The sequence below is a fragment of the Vreelandella songnenensis genome (genome assembly GCF_003002925.1).
Classification (GTDB): domain Bacteria; phylum Pseudomonadota; class Gammaproteobacteria; order Pseudomonadales; family Halomonadaceae; genus Vreelandella; species Vreelandella songnenensis.
The window spans coordinates 65,075-81,546 of record NZ_PVTK01000009.1 but is presented as its reverse complement, the minus strand read 5'-3'; the positions used below and the strand labels follow the sequence as shown (position 1 = coordinate 81,546).

The window sequence follows — 16,472 nt, the reverse complement described above, 5'->3', positions numbered from 1 at the left end:
TGCATGAAAATCAAGACCCTTGGAATGGCGGCACTCTTGCTGGCGGCTGCCGGCGGCGCCCAGGCACAATCCTTTGATGTTTCGGACATTCGGGTGGAAGGACTACAGCGGGTATCCGCCGCCTCGGTCTTCAATGCGTTTCCTGTCAGTGCTAACGACCGCGTTAGCGAACAGCAGCTAGCGTCTGCCGCCCGCGATCTCTTTGCCACCGGCCTGTTTGAAGACGTATCCCTTGCCCGTGAAGGCGATGTCCTGGTGATTCAGGTCGTGGAGCGCCCGACCATCGCCCGCCTGAACCTTACCGGCAACAAGCAGCTCAAGGAAGAAGACCTGCGCAACGGTCTGCGCCAGTCCGGTCTCTCCGAAGGCCAGGTGTTACAGCTTTCCACCCTTGAAGAAATTCAGCGCGAGCTGGAAGGCGTCTATCAGTCCCAGGGCCGCTACAGCGCGCGTATCTCGACCGATGTCGAGCAGATCGACGAAGGCCGCGTTCAGGTCAACATCAATATCAACGAAGGCGAAGTGGCCAAGATCCGCCAGATCAACATCGTGGGTAATGAAGACTTTGACGATGAAACGCTGCGCGAAGTATTCGAGCTGAACGACCGCCCCGGACGCTTCTTCGGCTGGTTCTCAAGCGATGAGTACTCGCGCGAGGCGCTTTCCGGCGATATCGAGCGGCTGCGCTCTTTCTACCTTGACCGCGGCTACGTCAACTTTGACGTGACCTCCACGCAGGTGTCCATCGGCCCTGAGAAGTCCGAGATCTTCGTGACGCTCAATATCGACGAGGGCAATCAGTACCGCGTGGGCAACGTGCGCTTTGCCGGCGATCTGCAGATCAGTGAAAGCGAAGCGCGCGAGCTTCTGGAAATCAAGAGCGGCGATATCTTCTCGCGTGGACAGGTCAATGCGTCGACCGAAGCGCTGCGTCTGCGCCTGGGCGCTGAAGGGTTTGCCTTTGCCGATATTCAGGGCATCCCGGAAATGGCCGACGATGGTGAGACCGTCGATCTGGTCATTGCCGTCGACCCGGGCCAGCGTACCTACGTGCGCCGGATCGAGTTCTTCGGCAACACCACGACCCAGGACGAAGTGCTGCGTCGTGAAATGATCCAGATGGAAGGCGCCCCGGCGTCTACCGAGTCGATTACCCAGTCGCGCCAGCGCCTGGAGCGCCTGGGCTTCTTCAGCCAGGTCGAAGTGGATACCCAGCAGGTGCCGGGCCAGCCCGACCAGTTGGACGTGACCTATAACGTCGAAGAGCAGCCCTCAGGCTCGGTTTCGGCAAGCGTGGGCTTCTCGCAAAGTGCCGGCGTGATCTACGGCGTGGGCCTTGCCCAGAACAACTTCCTGGGTACGGGTAACCGCGTGAATATCGGCGCCCAGCGCAGTGATACCTTCACCAGCGTCAACTTTGCCTTTACCGATCCTTACTGGACACTTGACGGCATTTCCCGCGGCTATAACGTGTTCTACCGCGAAACCGACTACGCCGACTCGGATATCTCGACCTACTCGACGGATGCCTACGGCGCGGGTATCAACTTTGGCTACCCGATCAGCGAACTCTCAAGGCTCAACTTCGGGGCGAGCATTGAAGATATCTCGGTAAAAACCTATAACGATACGGCCTCGGAAATTCGCCGCTACGTCGATGACGAAGGCGAAGATGCCCAGGCTCTCAAGCTGACCGCCAGCTGGACGCGCAACAACCTGAACCGGGGTGTGATGCCTACCGCTGGTAACTATCAGCGTCTTTCGCTTGAAACCGGCGTGCCGGGCAGCGATGCCGAGTACTACAAGCTGCGCGCGCGTGCCCAGCAGCTGTTCCCGATCAATGACGACGAAACCTGGGCGCTGAAATTCAGCGGAAACCTGGGCTACGCCAATACGCTGAACTCGAGCGATCCTTACCCCTTCTACGAGAACTTCTACTCGGGTGGTCTGGGCTCGGTACGTGGCTTTACCTCCAATACGCTGGGCCAGCGCACCACGCCTGCCGTCGAGGGCGGTCGTGACCGTACGCTGGGGGGTAACGTCCAGGTAGAAGGCAGCGCAGAAATCATCTTCCCGATGCCGTTTGTCGAGAATCAGCGCTCGGTACAGCCTTCGCTGTTCGTGGATGCGGGTAACACCTTCCTGAGCTCCTGCTACGATGTGCTGGAAGAGGACCAGGGGCGTCAGCGCTGCAGCTCCGGGGTAGACCTGGGCGACTTGCGGTATAGTGTGGGCGTTGGTCTGTCCTGGCTGACACCGGTGGGCCCGCTGACCTTCAGCATCGCCGAGCCGCTCAATGATGAAAGCGGCGATGATACGCAGTTCTTCCAGTTCTCTCTGGGACAAACGTTCTAATATTGCCAGCGAGCGCATCTGAAAGTGCGCTCCAGCCTGAATGACAAGGAGTTGACTTGATGCGTAAACTGACAGCGGCGGTGTGCCTTTTCGGTGTTATGGTGTTACCGGTTCATGCCGCCCAGGCTGCAGAAGTGGCCGTGCTCGACTGGCGTGCCGCACTGATGAATACCCAGTCCGCCCAATCCTCGCTAAGCCAGCTGGAAGGCCAGATCGGCAGCCAGCAGCAGGAAGCCCAGAGCCTGGGGAACGAGTTGCAGCAGCTGCAGGAACGTTTGCAGCGCGATGGGCAGTCCATGGCGCAGTCCGAGCGCGACTCGCTGATTGCCGAGCTTCAGCAGAAGGGTAGCCGCTTTGAGCAACTGCGCCGTGAAGTGATTCAGGCGCAGCAGCGCTCAGAGCAGCAGTTCCTGGAAAGCGCCGAGTCGAAGCTTGAGCAGGCGGTCGAACAGGTGCTCGCGCGCCACAACATCGACGTGCTGGTTGAGCCGCAAGGCGTGCTCCACTCGTCAATGGATTTGCCCAACGTGACCGAAGAGGTTACGCAAATCTTTGATTCAATGTAACTAATTCTCAATGAATGCCGGTGCGGCGCTGCCGCACCACTGTTTCCTGGGCTCCCATGACGCACGCACCTGACCATCTCACTCTTGCGGACATCGCTCGCCATCTGGACATCACCTTCGAAGGTGATGCAGACCAACCTATCCGCGGCCTGGCAACGCTCAAGGAGGCCACGCCGGACCAGGTGGCCTTTCTGGCGAACCGGGCCTATCTGAAGGATCTGGCCACGACCCAGGCGGCCGCCGTGCTGCTTCACCCAGAGCACGCCAAGCACTGCCCGGTGCCGCGCCTTGAGATCGAAAACCCCTATCTGGGTTATGCCCATCTCTCGCAGTTATTCGACCCGCTTCCCGCGCGTGACAAGCCCGGCATTCATTCCACCGCCGTAGTGGCACCCGGCGTTACCCTGGGCAAGAACGTCTCCATTCAGGCGCATGCCGTGGTGGAAGAGGGCGTGACCCTGGGCGATGACGTCGTGGTAGGTGCGGGCAGCGTGATTGGTGCCGACTGCATCATTGGTGAGCGCACACGGCTGCATGCCAACGTCACCGTGTGCCATGGCGTCGTGATCGGCAAGCGGGCCATTCTGCAAAGCGGTTGCGTGATTGGTGGCGATGGTTTCGGGTTTGCTCACGATGGTGAAGGCTGGCACAAGATCGCCCAGCTGGGCGGCGTGGTGCTGGGTGATGACGTGGAAGTCGGCAGCTGTTCGAGCATTGACCGGGGCGCGCTTGGCGATACCGTGATCGGTGATGACGTCAAGATCGACAGCCAAGTCCAGATTGCCCATAACGTGACGATAGGTGCGCATAGCGCGCTGGCGGGATGCGTGGGAATTGCCGGCTCGACCAAGGTGGGCAAGCACTGCATGCTGGGCGGCGGCGTGGGGCTTTCCGGGCATCTGACGTTGTGTGATGGCGTGCAGGTAACCGGCATGAGCCTGGTTACCAACTCGATTCACAAGCCTGGGGTGTACTCGTCAGGCACCGGCGCCATGGGCAACACCCAGTGGCGTAAAAATGCGGTACGTTTTAAACAGCTTGACGATATTGCCAAGCGCTTGTCGCGGCTGGAAAAAAACACGGGTGATACATAAAGGTCACATTATTTGCTGGGTAGGTAGCTTGAGGCGTTATCGCCACGGGTTATAATTCCCTGCCTTTTAACCAGCCGGGGCGCTGGTATTTGCCTGATGACTATCAGGCGTTTTTCATTTTTGAGGTCGTTACGATGGTTATGGATATTAACGAAATTCGCGAATACTTGCCCCACCGCTATCCGTTCTTGCTGGTGGATCGAGTAACGCAATTGACCGTAGGTGAATCCATCGTTGCGTTTAAAAACGTTAGCATCAACGAGCCTTTCTTCAACGGGCATTTCCCTCATCATCCGATCATGCCCGGCGTGCTGGTCGTGGAAGCGCTGGCCCAGGTGTGCGGTATTCTGGGTTTCAAGACGGTCAACAAGCTGCCCGCCGACGGCTACGTCTACTACCTGGTAGGCAGCGACAACGTTCGCTTCAAGCGCCCGGTCATGCCGGGCGACCAGCTGACGCTGGAAGCCAACGTGATTCGCGGCAAGCGCGGTATCTGGAAGTTCGCCTGTCGCGCCACCGTTGACGGTGAGCTGGCCTGCGAAGCAGAAATCATCTGTGCCGAGAGGAAGGTTGCTTGATACACCCTACTGCACTGATCGACCCGGCAGCCCGGCTTGCCGATGACGTCGAAGTTGGCCCCTTTAGCGTCATCGGGCCAGACGTCACGATCGGCGAAGGCTCCGTCATTGGTCCGCACGTGGTGGTCAAAGGCCCCACGGTGCTTGGCAAGCGCACGCGTATTTTCCAGTTTGCCTCCGTTGGCGAGGATTGCCAGGACAAGAAGTACGCCGGTGAACCGACTCGCCTGGTAATGGGAGATGACAACGTGGTGCGCGAAGGCGTCACGCTGCATCGCGGCACCGTTCAGGATCGCGGTGAAACCACTATCGGTTCGCGCAACCTGTTCATGGCCTATGTTCATGTCGGTCACGATTGCGTGATCGGCAACGACTGCATCCTGGCCAATCAGGTCACGCTTGCAGGCCATGTCACGCTGGGTGATCACGCCATTCTCGGCGGGCTGTCCGCCGTGCACCAGTTCTGCCATTTTGGCGATCACGCCATGGCCGGCGGCGGCTCGATCATCACCAAGGATACGCCTGCCTACATCATGATCAACGGCAATCCCGCAGAAGCGCGGGGCCTCAACCTGGTCGGTCTCAAGCGGCGCGGCTTCAGTCGTGAGGCCATCAATGCGCTGAGCGCCGCCTACAAGATGGTCTATCGTCAGGGTCTGACCGTTGAGCAGGCGCTTGAAGAGATGCGCGCGCGTTTTGACCTGGAAGAAGTGGGCCACTTTGCCGCTTCCATCGAGCGTTCAACTCGCGGCATCATCCGCTAGGCGTGTTTCTCTCATGACGTTGCAACGCGTATACCTCGTCGCCGGCGAGCTGTCGGGGGATATTCTCGGCGCTGGCCTGATGCGCGCGCTGAAGGCGCGCCATCCCGGTGTCGAGTTTCAGGGGATCGGCGGCCCCCGCATGATCGCCGAAGGCATGCAGAGCCGCTTTCCGCTGGAAACACTTTCGGTGATGGGGCTGGTCGAGGTGATCAAGCATCTGCCGGAGCTGGTGGGCGTGCGCCGCACGCTGCGCCGCGAGGCGCTTGCCTGGCAGCCGGACATCATGGTGGGTATCGATGCCCCGGACTTTACCCTTGGCCTGGAAAAGCAGCTGCGCCGTGAAGGCATCAAGACGGCGCACTACGTCAGCCCCTCGGTGTGGGCATGGCGCCAGGGCCGGGTGAAAGGCATTGCCCAGTCGGTGGATGGCATGCTGACGCTTTTACCGTTTGAAGCGGATTTCTATCGCGAACACCAGGTGCCCGTGGCGTTTGTTGGTCATCCGCTTGCCGATGAGCTGCCTCTGGAAAACGACCGGCTGGCTGCTCGCCAGGCACTCAAGCTCGAGCCGGATGCGCCGGTGCTGGCCATGCTGCCGGGCTCGCGTGGCAACGAGGTGCGCTTTCTGGGCCATACCTTCCTCGCCGCCGCCGAGCTTCTCTGCCAGCGCCATGCCACGCTCAGCGTGGTGATCCCGGCCGCCACGGCGCAGCGCCATGCGGAGATCCAGGCACTGCTGGTCGATTACCCGGCCCTGGCGTCAAGGGTGCATTTGCTCGATGGTCAGGCGCGCGAGGCCATGGTGGCAAGTGATGCCGTGCTGCTGGCCTCGGGTACGGCGGCTCTTGAAGCGATGCTTTGCCATCGCGCCATGCTGGTGGCCTACAAGATGGCGCCCGCGACCCACTGGTTGGCCAAGCGGCTGGTCAAGACGCGCTGGGTATCGCTACCCAACCTGATCGCCCAGCAGAGCCTGGTGCCCGAGCTTATTCAGGAAGCAGCCACACCTGACGCCATTGCCGATCAGCTGGATGCGCTGCTGGTAGATCACGACGCTCGAACCGCTCTTGAGGCGCGCTTTGCCGCCATGCACGAAGGGCTTCAGCGTGATGCCAGCCGCCGCGCCGCCGAGGCGGTCACCGCCATCGCCGCCGGTCAGCCGCTGGAGCAGCACCATGGCGAGTAAGCCGCTCGACTATCCGCCGCTGGAGATTGCCTATACCGGCGAGCGCCTGGCCGGCGTGGACGAAGTGGGCCGCGGCCCGCTGATCGGCAGCGTCGTGGCCGCGGCGGTGATTCTGGACCCGGCGCGCCCCATCGAAGGGCTTACCGACTCCAAGAAACTGACCGCGCGCAAGCGCGAAGCGCTCGATGCTCTGATCCGCGAGCAGGCGCTGGCGTTTGTAGTGGCCGAGGCCAGCGCCGCCGAGGTCGATCAGTTCAATATCTACCACGCCACGCACCTGGCCATGCGTCGTGCGATCGATGGCCTGGCGCCGGGTGCCGAATATCTGCTGGTGGACGGCAACCGGATGCCCGGGCATGCGCTTCCCGGTCAGGCGGTGGTTAAGGGCGATGCCCGCCATCCGGCCATTGCCGCGGCGTCGATTATCGCCAAGGTAGCCCGCGATGCCCAGATGATGGCGCTGGATATGCGCTATCCTGAGTATGGCTTTGCACGCCACAAGGGCTACCCCACGAAACAACACCTTCAAGCGCTGGCGGCGCACGGGCCACTAGCCGAGCACCGCCGCAGCTTTGCGCCGGTTCAGCGCCAGCTGGCACTGCTGTAAGCCCGTTCCTTTTTACCGAGATTTTGCCGAGAGTGTCATGACGGTACCGTTTGTTCATCTACGTTTGCACAGTGAATACTCCCTGGTCGACGGCTTGGTAAAACTTAAGTCCTTGGTCAGTACCACCTTTGATCGCGGCATGCCGGCGCTGGCACTGACCGACGAAACGAACCTGTTCGGCCTGGTCAAGTTTTACAAGGGTGCCCAGGGCGCCGGGTTGAAGCCGATCATCGGCTCCGACCTGTGGCTTGCCAATCCTCATGACGAAGCTCATCCGTATCGCATCACGCTGCTGGCGATGAATGCCGACGGCTACCGCAACCTGACCGAGCTGATCTCCAAGGGCTGGACCCACGGCCAGCGCCAGGGCCGGGCGATTCTCGACAAGCGCTGGGTGCTCGAACAGAGCGACGGCCTGATTGCGCTTTCTGGCGGGCGCGAAGGGGATATCGGTCGCCACCTGCTATCGGATCACGAACGCGAAGCGCGCCAGCTGCTGGAGGAGTGGCAGTCGGCGTTTCCTGACCGCTTCTATCTCGAACTTATCCGCACTGGCCGTCCGTTGGAGGAGGCCTGCGTACACGCAAGCGTCTCGCTTGCCCTCGAGACCGGTACGCCGGTAGTCGCTACCAACGACGTGCGCTTCCTTGAACGGGAAGACTTCTGGGCCCACGAAACGCGCGTGTCCATCGGTGAAGGCAAGGCGCTGGATGACCCGCGCCGCGAGCGCCGCTACACCGAAGAGCAGTACCTGAAAAGCCCCGAGGAAATGGCCGCGCTGTTCTCGGATATTCCCGAGGCGCTGGAAAACAGCGTGATGATTGCCGAGCGCTGTAGCGTCGATGTACGCCTGGGCGAGATCTTCCTGCCCGAATTCGAAATTCCCGAGGGTATGACCCAGGACGAATTCTTCCGCAAGGTTTCCCACGATGGCCTGACCGACCGCCTCGACTTTCTGTTTCCCGCTGATCGCTACCCGCGCGACAGCGAAGAATACCAGGCCATCGACCAGCGCTATCGTGACCGGCTGGAGTTCGAGCTCAACGTCATCATCCAGATGGGGTTTCCCGGCTACTTCCTGATCGTGATGGACTTCATCCAGTGGGCCAAGGATAACGACGTACCCGTGGGCCCGGGGCGGGGCTCCGGTGCCGGCTCTCTGGTTGCCTACGCCCAGAAGATCACCGACCTTGATCCGATCGGCTACGACCTGCTGTTCGAGCGCTTTCTGAACCCCGAACGTGTTTCCATGCCCGACTTTGACGTCGATTTCTGCATGGAGAAGCGCGACCGCGTCATCGAGTACGTGGCCGAGCGCTACGGGCGCGATGCGGTCTCCCAGATCGTCACCTTCGGCACCATGGCTGCCAAGGCCGTGGTGCGTGACGTGGCACGCGCTCAGGGGCGGCCCTACTCGCTGGGTGACAAGCTCTCCAAGCTGATCCCTTTTGAAGTGGGCATGACCCTTGGCAAGGCGATCGAGCAGGAACCGGCGCTCAAGGAGTTCATCGAGTCCGACGAAGAAGCCGAAGAGATCTGGGAGATGGCGCTCAAGCTTGAGGGCACCACTCGGGGTACCGGCAAGCACGCCGGGGGCGTGGTCATCGCACCCACAAAGCTGACCGACTTCTCGCCACTTCTGTGCGATGAAAACGGTAACGGCCTGGTGGTTCAGTTCGATAAAAACGATATCGAAGACGCGGGGCTGGTCAAGTTCGACTTCCTGGGTCTGCGTACGCTGACCATCATCGACTGGGCGCTGGAGATGGTCGACAAGGTGCGCGACGTGCATGGTCAGGCGCCGCTCAATATCGACGCCATTCCGCTGGACGACGGCAAGACGTTCGAGATGCTCAAGCGCGCCGAAACCACCGCGGTGTTCCAGCTTGAATCTCGCGGCATGAAGGAGCTGATCAAGCGCCTGTTGCCGGACTCCCTCGACGACATGATCGCCCTGGTGGCACTGTTCCGCCCCGGGCCCTTGCAGTCCGGCATGGTGGACGACTTCATCAACCGGAAACACGGCCGCGCAGAAGTCTCTTATCCACACCCGGATTACCAGCACGAGCTGTTGAAGCCGGTACTTGCGCCGACCTACGGGATTATCCTGTACCAGGAGCAGGTCATGCAGATCGCCCAGGTGATGGCCGGCTACACGCTGGGCCAGGCCGACATGCTGCGCCGGGCAATGGGCAAGAAAAAGCCCGAAGAGATGGCCAAGCAGCGCGACGGCTTCATGGAGGGTTGCGCGGCCAACGGTATCGACAAGGATCTGGCGGGTAACATCTTCGATCTGGTAGAGAAATTCGCCGGTTACGGTTTCAACAAGTCGCACTCCGCGGCCTACGCGCTGGTTTCCTACCAGACCGCGTGGCTCAAGGCGCACTACCCGGGGCCCTTCATGGCCGCGGTAATGTCCACCGAAATGGACAACCTGGACAAGGTCGTGCCGCTGATCGAGGAGTGTCGCAACCTCAAGCTCACCGTCACGCCGCCGGATGTCAACGTGGGCGGCTACAAGTTCACCGTGGATACCGAAGGCCGCGTGGTATACGGCCTGGGCGCGATTCGCGGTGTGGGTGAAGGCCCGATCGGGGCGATCGTCGAGGCGCGGGAAACCGGCGGGCCGTTTACCGACCTGTTCGATTTCTGCCGCCGCATGGACCCCAAGCGCATGAACAAGCGCACCCTCGAGGCGCTGATCCGCTCCGGCGCGCTGGACAATCTCGGCCCCAACCGGGCGGTGCTGGCAGCCTCGATGGAGGATGCCCTGAAAGCGGCCGCCCAGAACCACACTAACCAGAGCCTGGGCATGCTCGACATGTTCGGCGAAGCCTTTTCCGAGGTCGAGGACAGCGATGTCTACGCCGAGTACCGGGGCGTGCGCGAATGGACCGATCGCGAGCGCCTTTCCGGTGAGAAGGACACCCTCGGGCTCTATCTCACTGGGCACCCGATCGACGAGTACGAACGCGAGCTGAAGCGCTTTGTCTCGACCCGGATCAGCGATCTCAAACCCTCCCGCGAGCCCCAGCGGGTGGCCGGACTGGTGGTGGCCATGCGCACCATGAAGTCCAAGCGCGGCGATACCATGGCGTTCATCACTCTGGATGACCGCACCGGACGTATCGAAGCCTCGCTGTTTGGTGAAATGTTCGAACAGCTGCGCGGCCAGATAGCCTCGGACCAGGTGCTGATCGTGGAAGGCGAAGTCTCCAGCGACGATTTCTCCGGCGGGCTCAAGCTGCGGGGCAAGGATGTCACACCGATGGTGACCGCCCGCACTCGCTACGGCCAGGCCGTGGAGCTTGCGCTGGATGCCAGCCAGATCAACGGGCGGCTGGTTGAAAGCCTGCGCGATAGCCTGAGCCCCTACCGGGATAGCGAGGGTTTGCCGGTACGGGTACAGTATCGCCACGTTGACGCGGTGGGCTGGCTGGAGCTTTCTGATGAGTGGAAAGTCGCGCCCAGCGATGACCTGCTGCTGGCGCTTCGCGATGTGCAAGGGCAGGCGGGGGTTCAGCTTCGCTATCGCTAACCCTGGGCGTTATCGGCGCTCAGGCAATGAATTGAACGGGCCTTAACTTGCGTGGCAGGGCCAGGGTGCGATAATACGCCCCAATTGATGCTCGTTTCGAAGGCTTCTTTTTTTAATAGGCAGCTTACAGGCAAAGCCGATGAATCCTAATTATCTCGATTTTGAACAGCCCATTGCCGAACTTCAGGCAAAAATTGAGGAGCTGCGTTTGGTCAGCTCCGACAGCGTCAACCTCTCCGATGAGATATCCCGGCTGGAGGAGAAGAGCCGCAAGCAGACAGAATCGATCTTCAAGGATTTGACGCCCTGGCAGGTTTCCCAGCTGTCGCGTCATCCGCAGCGTCCCTATACGCTGGATTACCTTGAGCACGTGTTCAGCGATTTTGACGAGCTGCACGGCGACCGCAATTTCGCCGACGATGCTGCACTGGTTGGCGGCATTGCGCGCCTGAACGACAAGCCGGTGATGGTGATTGGCCACCAGAAAGGCCGTGATGTCAAAGAGAAGGTACGCCGCAACTTCGGCATGCCGCGCCCGGAAGGCTACCGCAAGGCGTGCCGCCTGATGGAAATGGCCGAGCGCTTCAAGATGCCCATTCTGACCTTCATCGATACGCCCGGTGCCTACCCGGGTATCGATGCCGAAGAGCGCGGTCAGAGCGAGGCGATTGCCTACAATCTTGCGGTCATGTCGCGCCTCAAGACGCCGATCATCTCCACCGTGGTGGGTGAAGGCGGCTCCGGCGGGGCGCTGGCGATTGGCGTATGCGATGAGCTCAACATGCTCCAGTACTCCACCTACTCGGTGATTTCACCGGAAGGCTGTGCGTCGATTCTGTGGAAAAGCGCCGAGAAGGCCTCGGACGCCGCGCAAGCCATGGGTATCACCGCCGAGCGCCTCAAGGAGCTGGGCTTTGTGGACACGCTGATCAAGGAGCCGCTGGGCGGCGCGCACCGCCACCCGATCAGCACCGCAGAGCGGGTCAAGGAGACCCTGACGGCGAGCCTTGAGCGCCTGCAGGCGCTGGATACCGATGCGCTGATCGAGCGCCGCTACAAGCGCCTGATGAGCTATGGCGCCCCGGCCGCCTGAACCGCTTGAACGCTTGCTGAACGACGCCCTGGCGGAAACCCCGCCGGGGCGCTCTATTTGGGTAGCCCTTTCGGGCGGTCTGGACTCCTCTCTGCTGCTGCTGCTGGCAAGCCGGGTCTGCCGGCAGGCCGGGCGTCCGCTTCACGCGATTCATGTCCATCATGGTCTGCAGGCCGCTGCGGATGATTTCGCCGTGCACTGCCAGACGCTTTGCGAGTCGCTCGAGGTACCGCTGACGGTAGTGCACGTAGCGGTCGATTCCGGCAAGGGCGGTATTGAAGCCGCGGCCCGCGAGGCGCGCTACGCGGCATTTCGCGCTCAGGTGCCGAAAGGCGATGACATCTGGCTTGCCCAGCATCAGGATGACCAGGCAGAAACGCTGCTGCTGGCTGTACTTCGTGGCAGCGGCCTTCGGGGGCTGGCAGGCATGCCGTATCGGCGTGAATCCGAGGGGCTCTGTTTTATTCGCCCCTGGCTGTCGATCGGTCGCGAGCAGCTTGAAACCTGCGCTCGTGAGCGTGACCTGCGCTGGTGCGAAGATCCCACCAATCGTGACCTTACCTTTGACCGCAACCGCTTGCGCCATGAAGTCCTGCCCGCGGTCAAGGCGCGCTGGCCCAAGGCCGGCGATGCGCTGGCGCAAAGTGCTGCTCACGCCAGCGAGGCGGATGCGCTGCTCGGTGAGTATGCCAGGGCCGAACTGGAAACATTGCGGCTAGGCGAGGCGTGCCTGGATGCTGCCGCGCTATCGGCGCACGCTCACCCGCGTCAGCGATTATTGATACGTACTTTCTGTCAGGCCCTGCACCTGCCGACACCGCCACGCCGGCGGCTGGAAACGCTTGTCGTGCAGCTCGGCGCGGCGGCCGATGCGAGCGTATGCGTTGCCTGGCCCGGGGCCGAGGCCCGGGTATGGCGTCGGCGGCTTTACCTGATGGCGCCACTGGAACCGTTAGCCGCCTGGCAAGCTACCTGGAACGGCCAACCGGGGCTTGTCACGCCGCTTGGCACGCTTGAGCTTGCCATGAACGCCAGAGCGCCACTGACGCTTTGCTGGCGTCAGGGCGGGGAAATCATCACGCTTGCCAAGCGGGGGCGGCGCGATGTGAAAAGGCTGCTTCAGGAAGCCGGTATTCCGCCCTGGGAGCGCGAGCGGCTGGTGATGATCATGCAGGGACAGACGTGCCTGGGGGTCATCCAGCCGCCTGCTCGTGTGCTCTGGCAGGCGGCTGGCGTGATCATCTCGCGGGCTACGGGGTAGTCGTGTCGTTCTCCAGCACGACGTTCAGAGTGAGGCCGGCTGCCGCCATGTAGGCCTGCTCCTGCTCGATATCGGTGCTCAGCAGCGTCGGCTCTTCGCTGACGGGCAGGGTCAGCGTCAGGCCGGTGGCGCTGGCGCTGATCTCGGGTAGCGCGGGGGCGTTCTCGGGGCGCGAATGGTTGAGCAGTACCGCCAGACGCAGTAGCTGGGCGAGCTTGGCGGTGTGGGGCTGCTGGCTCTTGGGAAGCGCCTGCCACTCCTTGAGCGGAAACTTGCGCCGGTGGGCGCGCACCAGAAACGCCAGCTGATGCTGCTCCGGGCGTGAAAAGCCCGCGAGGTCCGAGTGCTCGAGCAGGTAGGCGCCATGGCGATGAAACTGGCTGTGGGAAATCGCCAGGCCAATTTCGTGCATATGGCTTGCCCACTGCAGATAATGGTCGTGTTCCCGGGTCAAGGCCCAGGCGCGCTTGACCTGTTGAAACAGCCGCTTGGCGGTATCGGCCACGTTATCCGCCTGGCGTGTGTCCACATCGTAGGTGCGCTTCAAGGCTTCAAGACTTTTTGAGCGGGTGTCCTCGGCGCTGTTGCGCCCGGCCATGTCGTAAAGCACGCCTTCGCGCAGGGCGCCGTCGGCAAAGCGCATCTGCTCGAGCTCAAAGGCTTCAAAGATCGCCCCCAGAATGGCAATGCCGGCCGGGAATACCCGCGCGCGGTCCGGTTTCAAGCCGTCAAGCTCCACCTTGTCCAGATGTTTGCACTTGAGCAGCCGCTCGCGCAGCTTCTTCAGCCCGCTGCGGGTGATCACGCCTTCGCTGGGCGTATCGCCGTAGGCCAGCAGCACGCTGGCCGCCGCCTTGATCGTGCCGCTTGAGCCGACCGGGTCGTCCCAGCCCAGGCGCTGGTAGGGGCGCTGGATGTTGGCAAGTTCTGAAAGAGCGGCAAGTTCGGCGCGGCGCAGGCGCTTCTCGTTTAGCTCGCCATCGGCAAAGAAGCGGCTGGTAAAGGTGACGCAGCCCATGCGCAGGCTCTCCAGCGCCTTGGGCTCAAAGGCTTCACCAATAATGAACTCCGTTGAACCGCCGCCGATATCGACGATCAGGCGGCGGCCGTTTTCCGCCAGTGCGTGGGCTGCGCCCAGATAAATGAGCCGGGCCTCTTCGCGGCCGGCGATAATCTCGATGGCATGGCCCAGCTGCGCCTCGGCGCGCTCGATAAAGGCTTGGCTGTTACGCGCATCGCGCAGCGCATTGGTACCCACCACGCGCAGGTTGGCGCTTTCGATATCGCTTAGAAAAGGCGCAAAGCGGCTCAGGCAGTCCAGGGCGCGCTGCATGGCCGCTTCATTGAGCCTGCCGTCTTCGTCCAGACCCGCCGCCAGCTGGACTTTTTCGCCTAGCCGCGCGACCACCTGAAGCCGCTCGTTCTGGTAGTTGGCCACCAGCAGGTGAAAGCTGTTGGAACCCAGGTCAATGGCGGCCAGACGCTGGGGTGTGGCGCCTTCTGGCTCGCTGGCCGGGGGGGTAAGAGAGGGCGAAATGTCCTTGGGCATGAGCTATCCTTCGTATTGGCTATGCCAAGGTTGCGGCGCGGGGTAGTTATTGTCAATTGGCAAAGGCTTGCGTTTATAGCGGCGCTTGACTACCATCGGACTACTGGCTTGATTCAGCCTGTCGCAGCACTGCGTTGTCATTTTAAAATCATCTTTTTAAAATAGCCTCGCTAAAGAGGGCAGGTGATGGTCATCCTGTGGCGATCTAGTTTCAGGCGCTTCTGAATATTGAGCACGGGCGCCGCTTCGTTAAGTGATTCGATGCCGATTAGATGATTAGTGTTGACTAGATACCACCTGTCCACATACCGTCAGCCAGAACTCCAAGTCGTCAGATAGCCCGTTGATTGGTTCTTTCCTTATGCCAATCAGAGCAAACAACTGCTAGCACCCTCGAGCTGAGCAATACTCATTGTCTTACTGTATGCCACCATGAGCCAACCTGTGCTTAGTGCCTCATTCGAGTACGTGCCTTATCGGAATCTGAACGCATCACACGGCGCCTAGCCTTATCTTCACGCGCTACGCCTCCTGTCTTATTCCGGCGCTTCGCGCCTAGCTTCCATGAGCAATTTTCTAACACACCGATGAATCTCACTGAACTCAAGCAAAAATCCGTTCCCGAGCTGCTCGATATCGCCCGCGAAATGGGTATCGATAACCTGGCCCGTTCGCGCAAGCAGGACATCATCTTCGCCATCCTCAAGAAACACGCCAAGAGCGGTGAGGATATCTACGGCGACGGTGTGCTGGAAATTCTTCAGGATGGCTTTGGCTTCCTGCGCAGCGCCGACAGCTCCTACCTTGCCGGTCCGGATGACATCTACGTATCGCCCTCGCAGATCCGCCGTTTCAACCTGCGCAAAGGCGACTCCATTTCCGGCAAGATCCGTCCGCCCAAGGAGGGCGAGCGCTATTTTGCCCTGCTCAAGGTCAGTCAGATCAACTTTGACCGTCCGGAAAACGCCAAGCACAAGATTCTCTTCGAGAACCTGACGCCGCTGTTCCCGGATGAGCGTCTGCGCATGGAGATCGGCAACGGCTCGACCGAAGACCTGACGGCCCGTATCATCGATCTGACCGCGCCGATCGGTAAAGGTCAGCGGGGTCTGCTGGTGTCGCCGCCCAAGGCGGGTAAGACGCTGATGCTCCAGAACATCGCCACCTCGATCACGCGCAATAACCCCGAGTGTCATCTGATCGTTCTCCTGATCGATGAGCGGCCGGAGGAAGTGACCGAAATGTCGCGTACCGTGCGTGGCGAAGTGGTTGCTTCTACCTTTGACGAGCCGCCGGCGCGCCACGTTCAGGTGGCCGAAATGGTCATCGAAAAGGCCAAGCGTCTGGTCGAGCACAAGAAGGATGTGGTGATTCTGCTGGACTCCATCACCCGCCTGGCGCGTGCCTACAACACCGTAGTTCCGAGCTCCGGCAAGGTGCTCACCGGTGGTGTCGACGCCCACGCGCTCGAGAAGCCCAAGCGCTTCTTCGGTGCCGCACGTAACATCGAAGAGGGCGGTAGCCTGACGATCATCGCCACGGCCCTGGTCGATACCGGCTCCAAGATGGACGAAGTCATCTTCGAGGAGTTCAAGGGTACCGGCAACATGGAAGCGCACCTTGACCGCAAGCTGGCGGAAAAACGCGTCTTCCCGGCGATCAACATTCGCCGCAGCGGCACGCGTCGTGAAGATCTGCTGGCCTCCGAGGACGAGATGCAGCGCATGTGGATTCTGCGCAAGCTCTTGAACCCCATGGAAGATACTGCTGCCACGGAATTCCTGATCGATCGTCTGAAGGATACCAAGACGAATCTCGAATTCTTTGATGCGATGAAGCGCCGCTAACGCCACCGGGCGTTGCGGCGTAGGCCTACCGGGG

At 61.2% G+C, this 16,472-nt stretch carries 12 protein-coding genes; 11 read left to right on the top strand and 1 reads right to left on the bottom strand.

Annotation, left to right across the window (positions count from 1 at the left end):
- Window positions 1–3: 3 nt before the first annotated feature.
- The 10 genes from bamA (at window position 4) to tilS (ending at window position 13,042) form a co-directional block, all read left to right on the top strand.
- Complete coding sequence (gene bamA, locus B0H98_RS14170) at window positions 4–2,355, top strand: outer membrane protein assembly factor BamA (protein WP_422822157.1); 2,352 nt, start codon at window positions 4–6, stop codon at window positions 2,353–2,355.
- A 59-nt stretch (window positions 2,356–2,414) separates the two neighbouring features.
- A complete protein-coding gene (locus B0H98_RS14165) occupies window positions 2,415–2,921 on the top strand; it encodes an OmpH/Skp family outer membrane protein (RefSeq protein WP_106375716.1) in 507 nt (168 codons plus the stop codon).
- A 56-nt stretch (window positions 2,922–2,977) separates the two neighbouring features.
- Window positions 2,978–4,015 carry a UDP-3-O-(3-hydroxymyristoyl)glucosamine N-acyltransferase gene (lpxD, locus tag B0H98_RS14160; protein WP_106375815.1) on the top strand — a complete coding sequence of 346 codons (1,038 nt, stop codon included), beginning with the start codon at window positions 2,978–2,980 and terminating at the stop codon, window positions 4,013–4,015.
- A gap of 134 nt (window positions 4,016–4,149) precedes the next feature.
- A complete protein-coding gene (fabZ, locus tag B0H98_RS14155) occupies window positions 4,150–4,593 on the top strand; it encodes a 3-hydroxyacyl-ACP dehydratase FabZ (RefSeq protein WP_106375814.1) in 444 nt (147 codons plus the stop codon).
- The gene (lpxA, locus tag B0H98_RS14150; RefSeq protein WP_106375715.1) at window positions 4,590–5,357 is read left to right on the top strand and encodes an acyl-ACP--UDP-N-acetylglucosamine O-acyltransferase; all 768 of its coding nucleotides are present in this window, start codon (window positions 4,590–4,592) and stop codon (window positions 5,355–5,357) included. The genes fabZ and lpxA overlap by 4 nt, the downstream gene beginning before the upstream one ends.
- A gap of 13 nt (window positions 5,358–5,370) precedes the next feature.
- Window positions 5,371–6,543, top strand: a complete 1,173-nt coding sequence (gene lpxB, locus B0H98_RS14145; RefSeq protein ID WP_106375714.1) for a lipid-A-disaccharide synthase — start codon at window positions 5,371–5,373, stop codon at window positions 6,541–6,543.
- Entirely contained in the window at window positions 6,533–7,150 is a 618-nt protein-coding gene (rnhB, locus tag B0H98_RS14140) for a ribonuclease HII (protein ID WP_106375713.1), read from the top strand. The genes lpxB and rnhB overlap by 11 nt, the downstream gene beginning before the upstream one ends.
- Before the next feature lie 37 nt (window positions 7,151–7,187).
- The gene (gene dnaE / locus B0H98_RS14135) at window positions 7,188–10,688 is read left to right on the top strand and encodes a DNA polymerase III subunit alpha (protein WP_106375712.1); all 3,501 of its coding nucleotides are present in this window, start codon (window positions 7,188–7,190) and stop codon (window positions 10,686–10,688) included.
- A 139-nt stretch (window positions 10,689–10,827) separates the two neighbouring features.
- Complete coding sequence (accA, locus tag B0H98_RS14130) at window positions 10,828–11,781, top strand: acetyl-CoA carboxylase carboxyl transferase subunit alpha (protein WP_106375711.1); 954 nt, start codon at window positions 10,828–10,830, stop codon at window positions 11,779–11,781.
- Window positions 11,762–13,042 (top strand): tRNA lysidine(34) synthetase TilS, encoded by a 1,281-nt coding sequence (gene tilS, locus B0H98_RS14125; RefSeq protein WP_106375710.1) that lies wholly within the window; start codon window positions 11,762–11,764, stop codon window positions 13,040–13,042. The genes accA and tilS overlap by 20 nt, the downstream gene beginning before the upstream one ends.
- On the opposite strand, the gene ppx is transcribed toward tilS, so the two are convergent.
- Window positions 13,032–14,591, bottom strand: coding sequence for an exopolyphosphatase (gene ppx, locus B0H98_RS14120; RefSeq protein ID WP_106375709.1), 1,560 nt, complete (start codon window positions 14,589–14,591; stop codon window positions 13,032–13,034). The genes tilS and ppx overlap by 11 nt on opposite strands.
- Before the next feature lie 587 nt (window positions 14,592–15,178).
- Between ppx and rho the strand changes: the two genes are divergently transcribed.
- Entirely contained in the window at window positions 15,179–16,438 is a 1,260-nt protein-coding gene (gene rho / locus B0H98_RS14115; protein WP_106375708.1) for a transcription termination factor Rho, read from the top strand.
- The last annotated feature ends 34 nt before the right edge of the window (window positions 16,439–16,472 follow it).

Excerpts from the sequence above, each read along its gene's own strand:
- bamA (WP_422822157.1), top strand. The coding sequence starts at position 4 with ATGAAAATCAAGACCCTTGGAATGGCGGCACTCTTGCTGGCGGCTGCC.
- B0H98_RS14165 (WP_106375716.1), top strand. The coding sequence starts at position 2,415 with ATGCGTAAACTGACAGCGGCGGTGTGCCTTTTCGGTGTTATGGTGTTA.
- lpxD (WP_106375815.1), top strand. The coding sequence starts at position 2,978 with ATGACGCACGCACCTGACCATCTCACTCTTGCGGACATCGCTCGCCAT.
- fabZ (WP_106375814.1), top strand. The coding sequence starts at position 4,150 with ATGGTTATGGATATTAACGAAATTCGCGAATACTTGCCCCACCGCTAT.
- lpxB (WP_106375714.1), top strand. The coding sequence starts at position 5,371 with ATGACGTTGCAACGCGTATACCTCGTCGCCGGCGAGCTGTCGGGGGAT.
- rnhB (WP_106375713.1), top strand. The coding sequence starts at position 6,533 with ATGGCGAGTAAGCCGCTCGACTATCCGCCGCTGGAGATTGCCTATACC.
- dnaE (WP_106375712.1), top strand. The coding sequence starts at position 7,188 with ATGACGGTACCGTTTGTTCATCTACGTTTGCACAGTGAATACTCCCTG.
- accA (WP_106375711.1), top strand. The coding sequence starts at position 10,828 with ATGAATCCTAATTATCTCGATTTTGAACAGCCCATTGCCGAACTTCAG.
- tilS (WP_106375710.1), top strand. The coding sequence starts at position 11,762 with ATGGCGCCCCGGCCGCCTGAACCGCTTGAACGCTTGCTGAACGACGCC.
- ppx (WP_106375709.1), bottom strand. The coding sequence starts at position 14,591 with ATGCCCAAGGACATTTCGCCCTCTCTTACCCCCCCGGCCAGCGAGCCA.
- rho (WP_106375708.1), top strand. The coding sequence starts at position 15,179 with ATGAATCTCACTGAACTCAAGCAAAAATCCGTTCCCGAGCTGCTCGAT.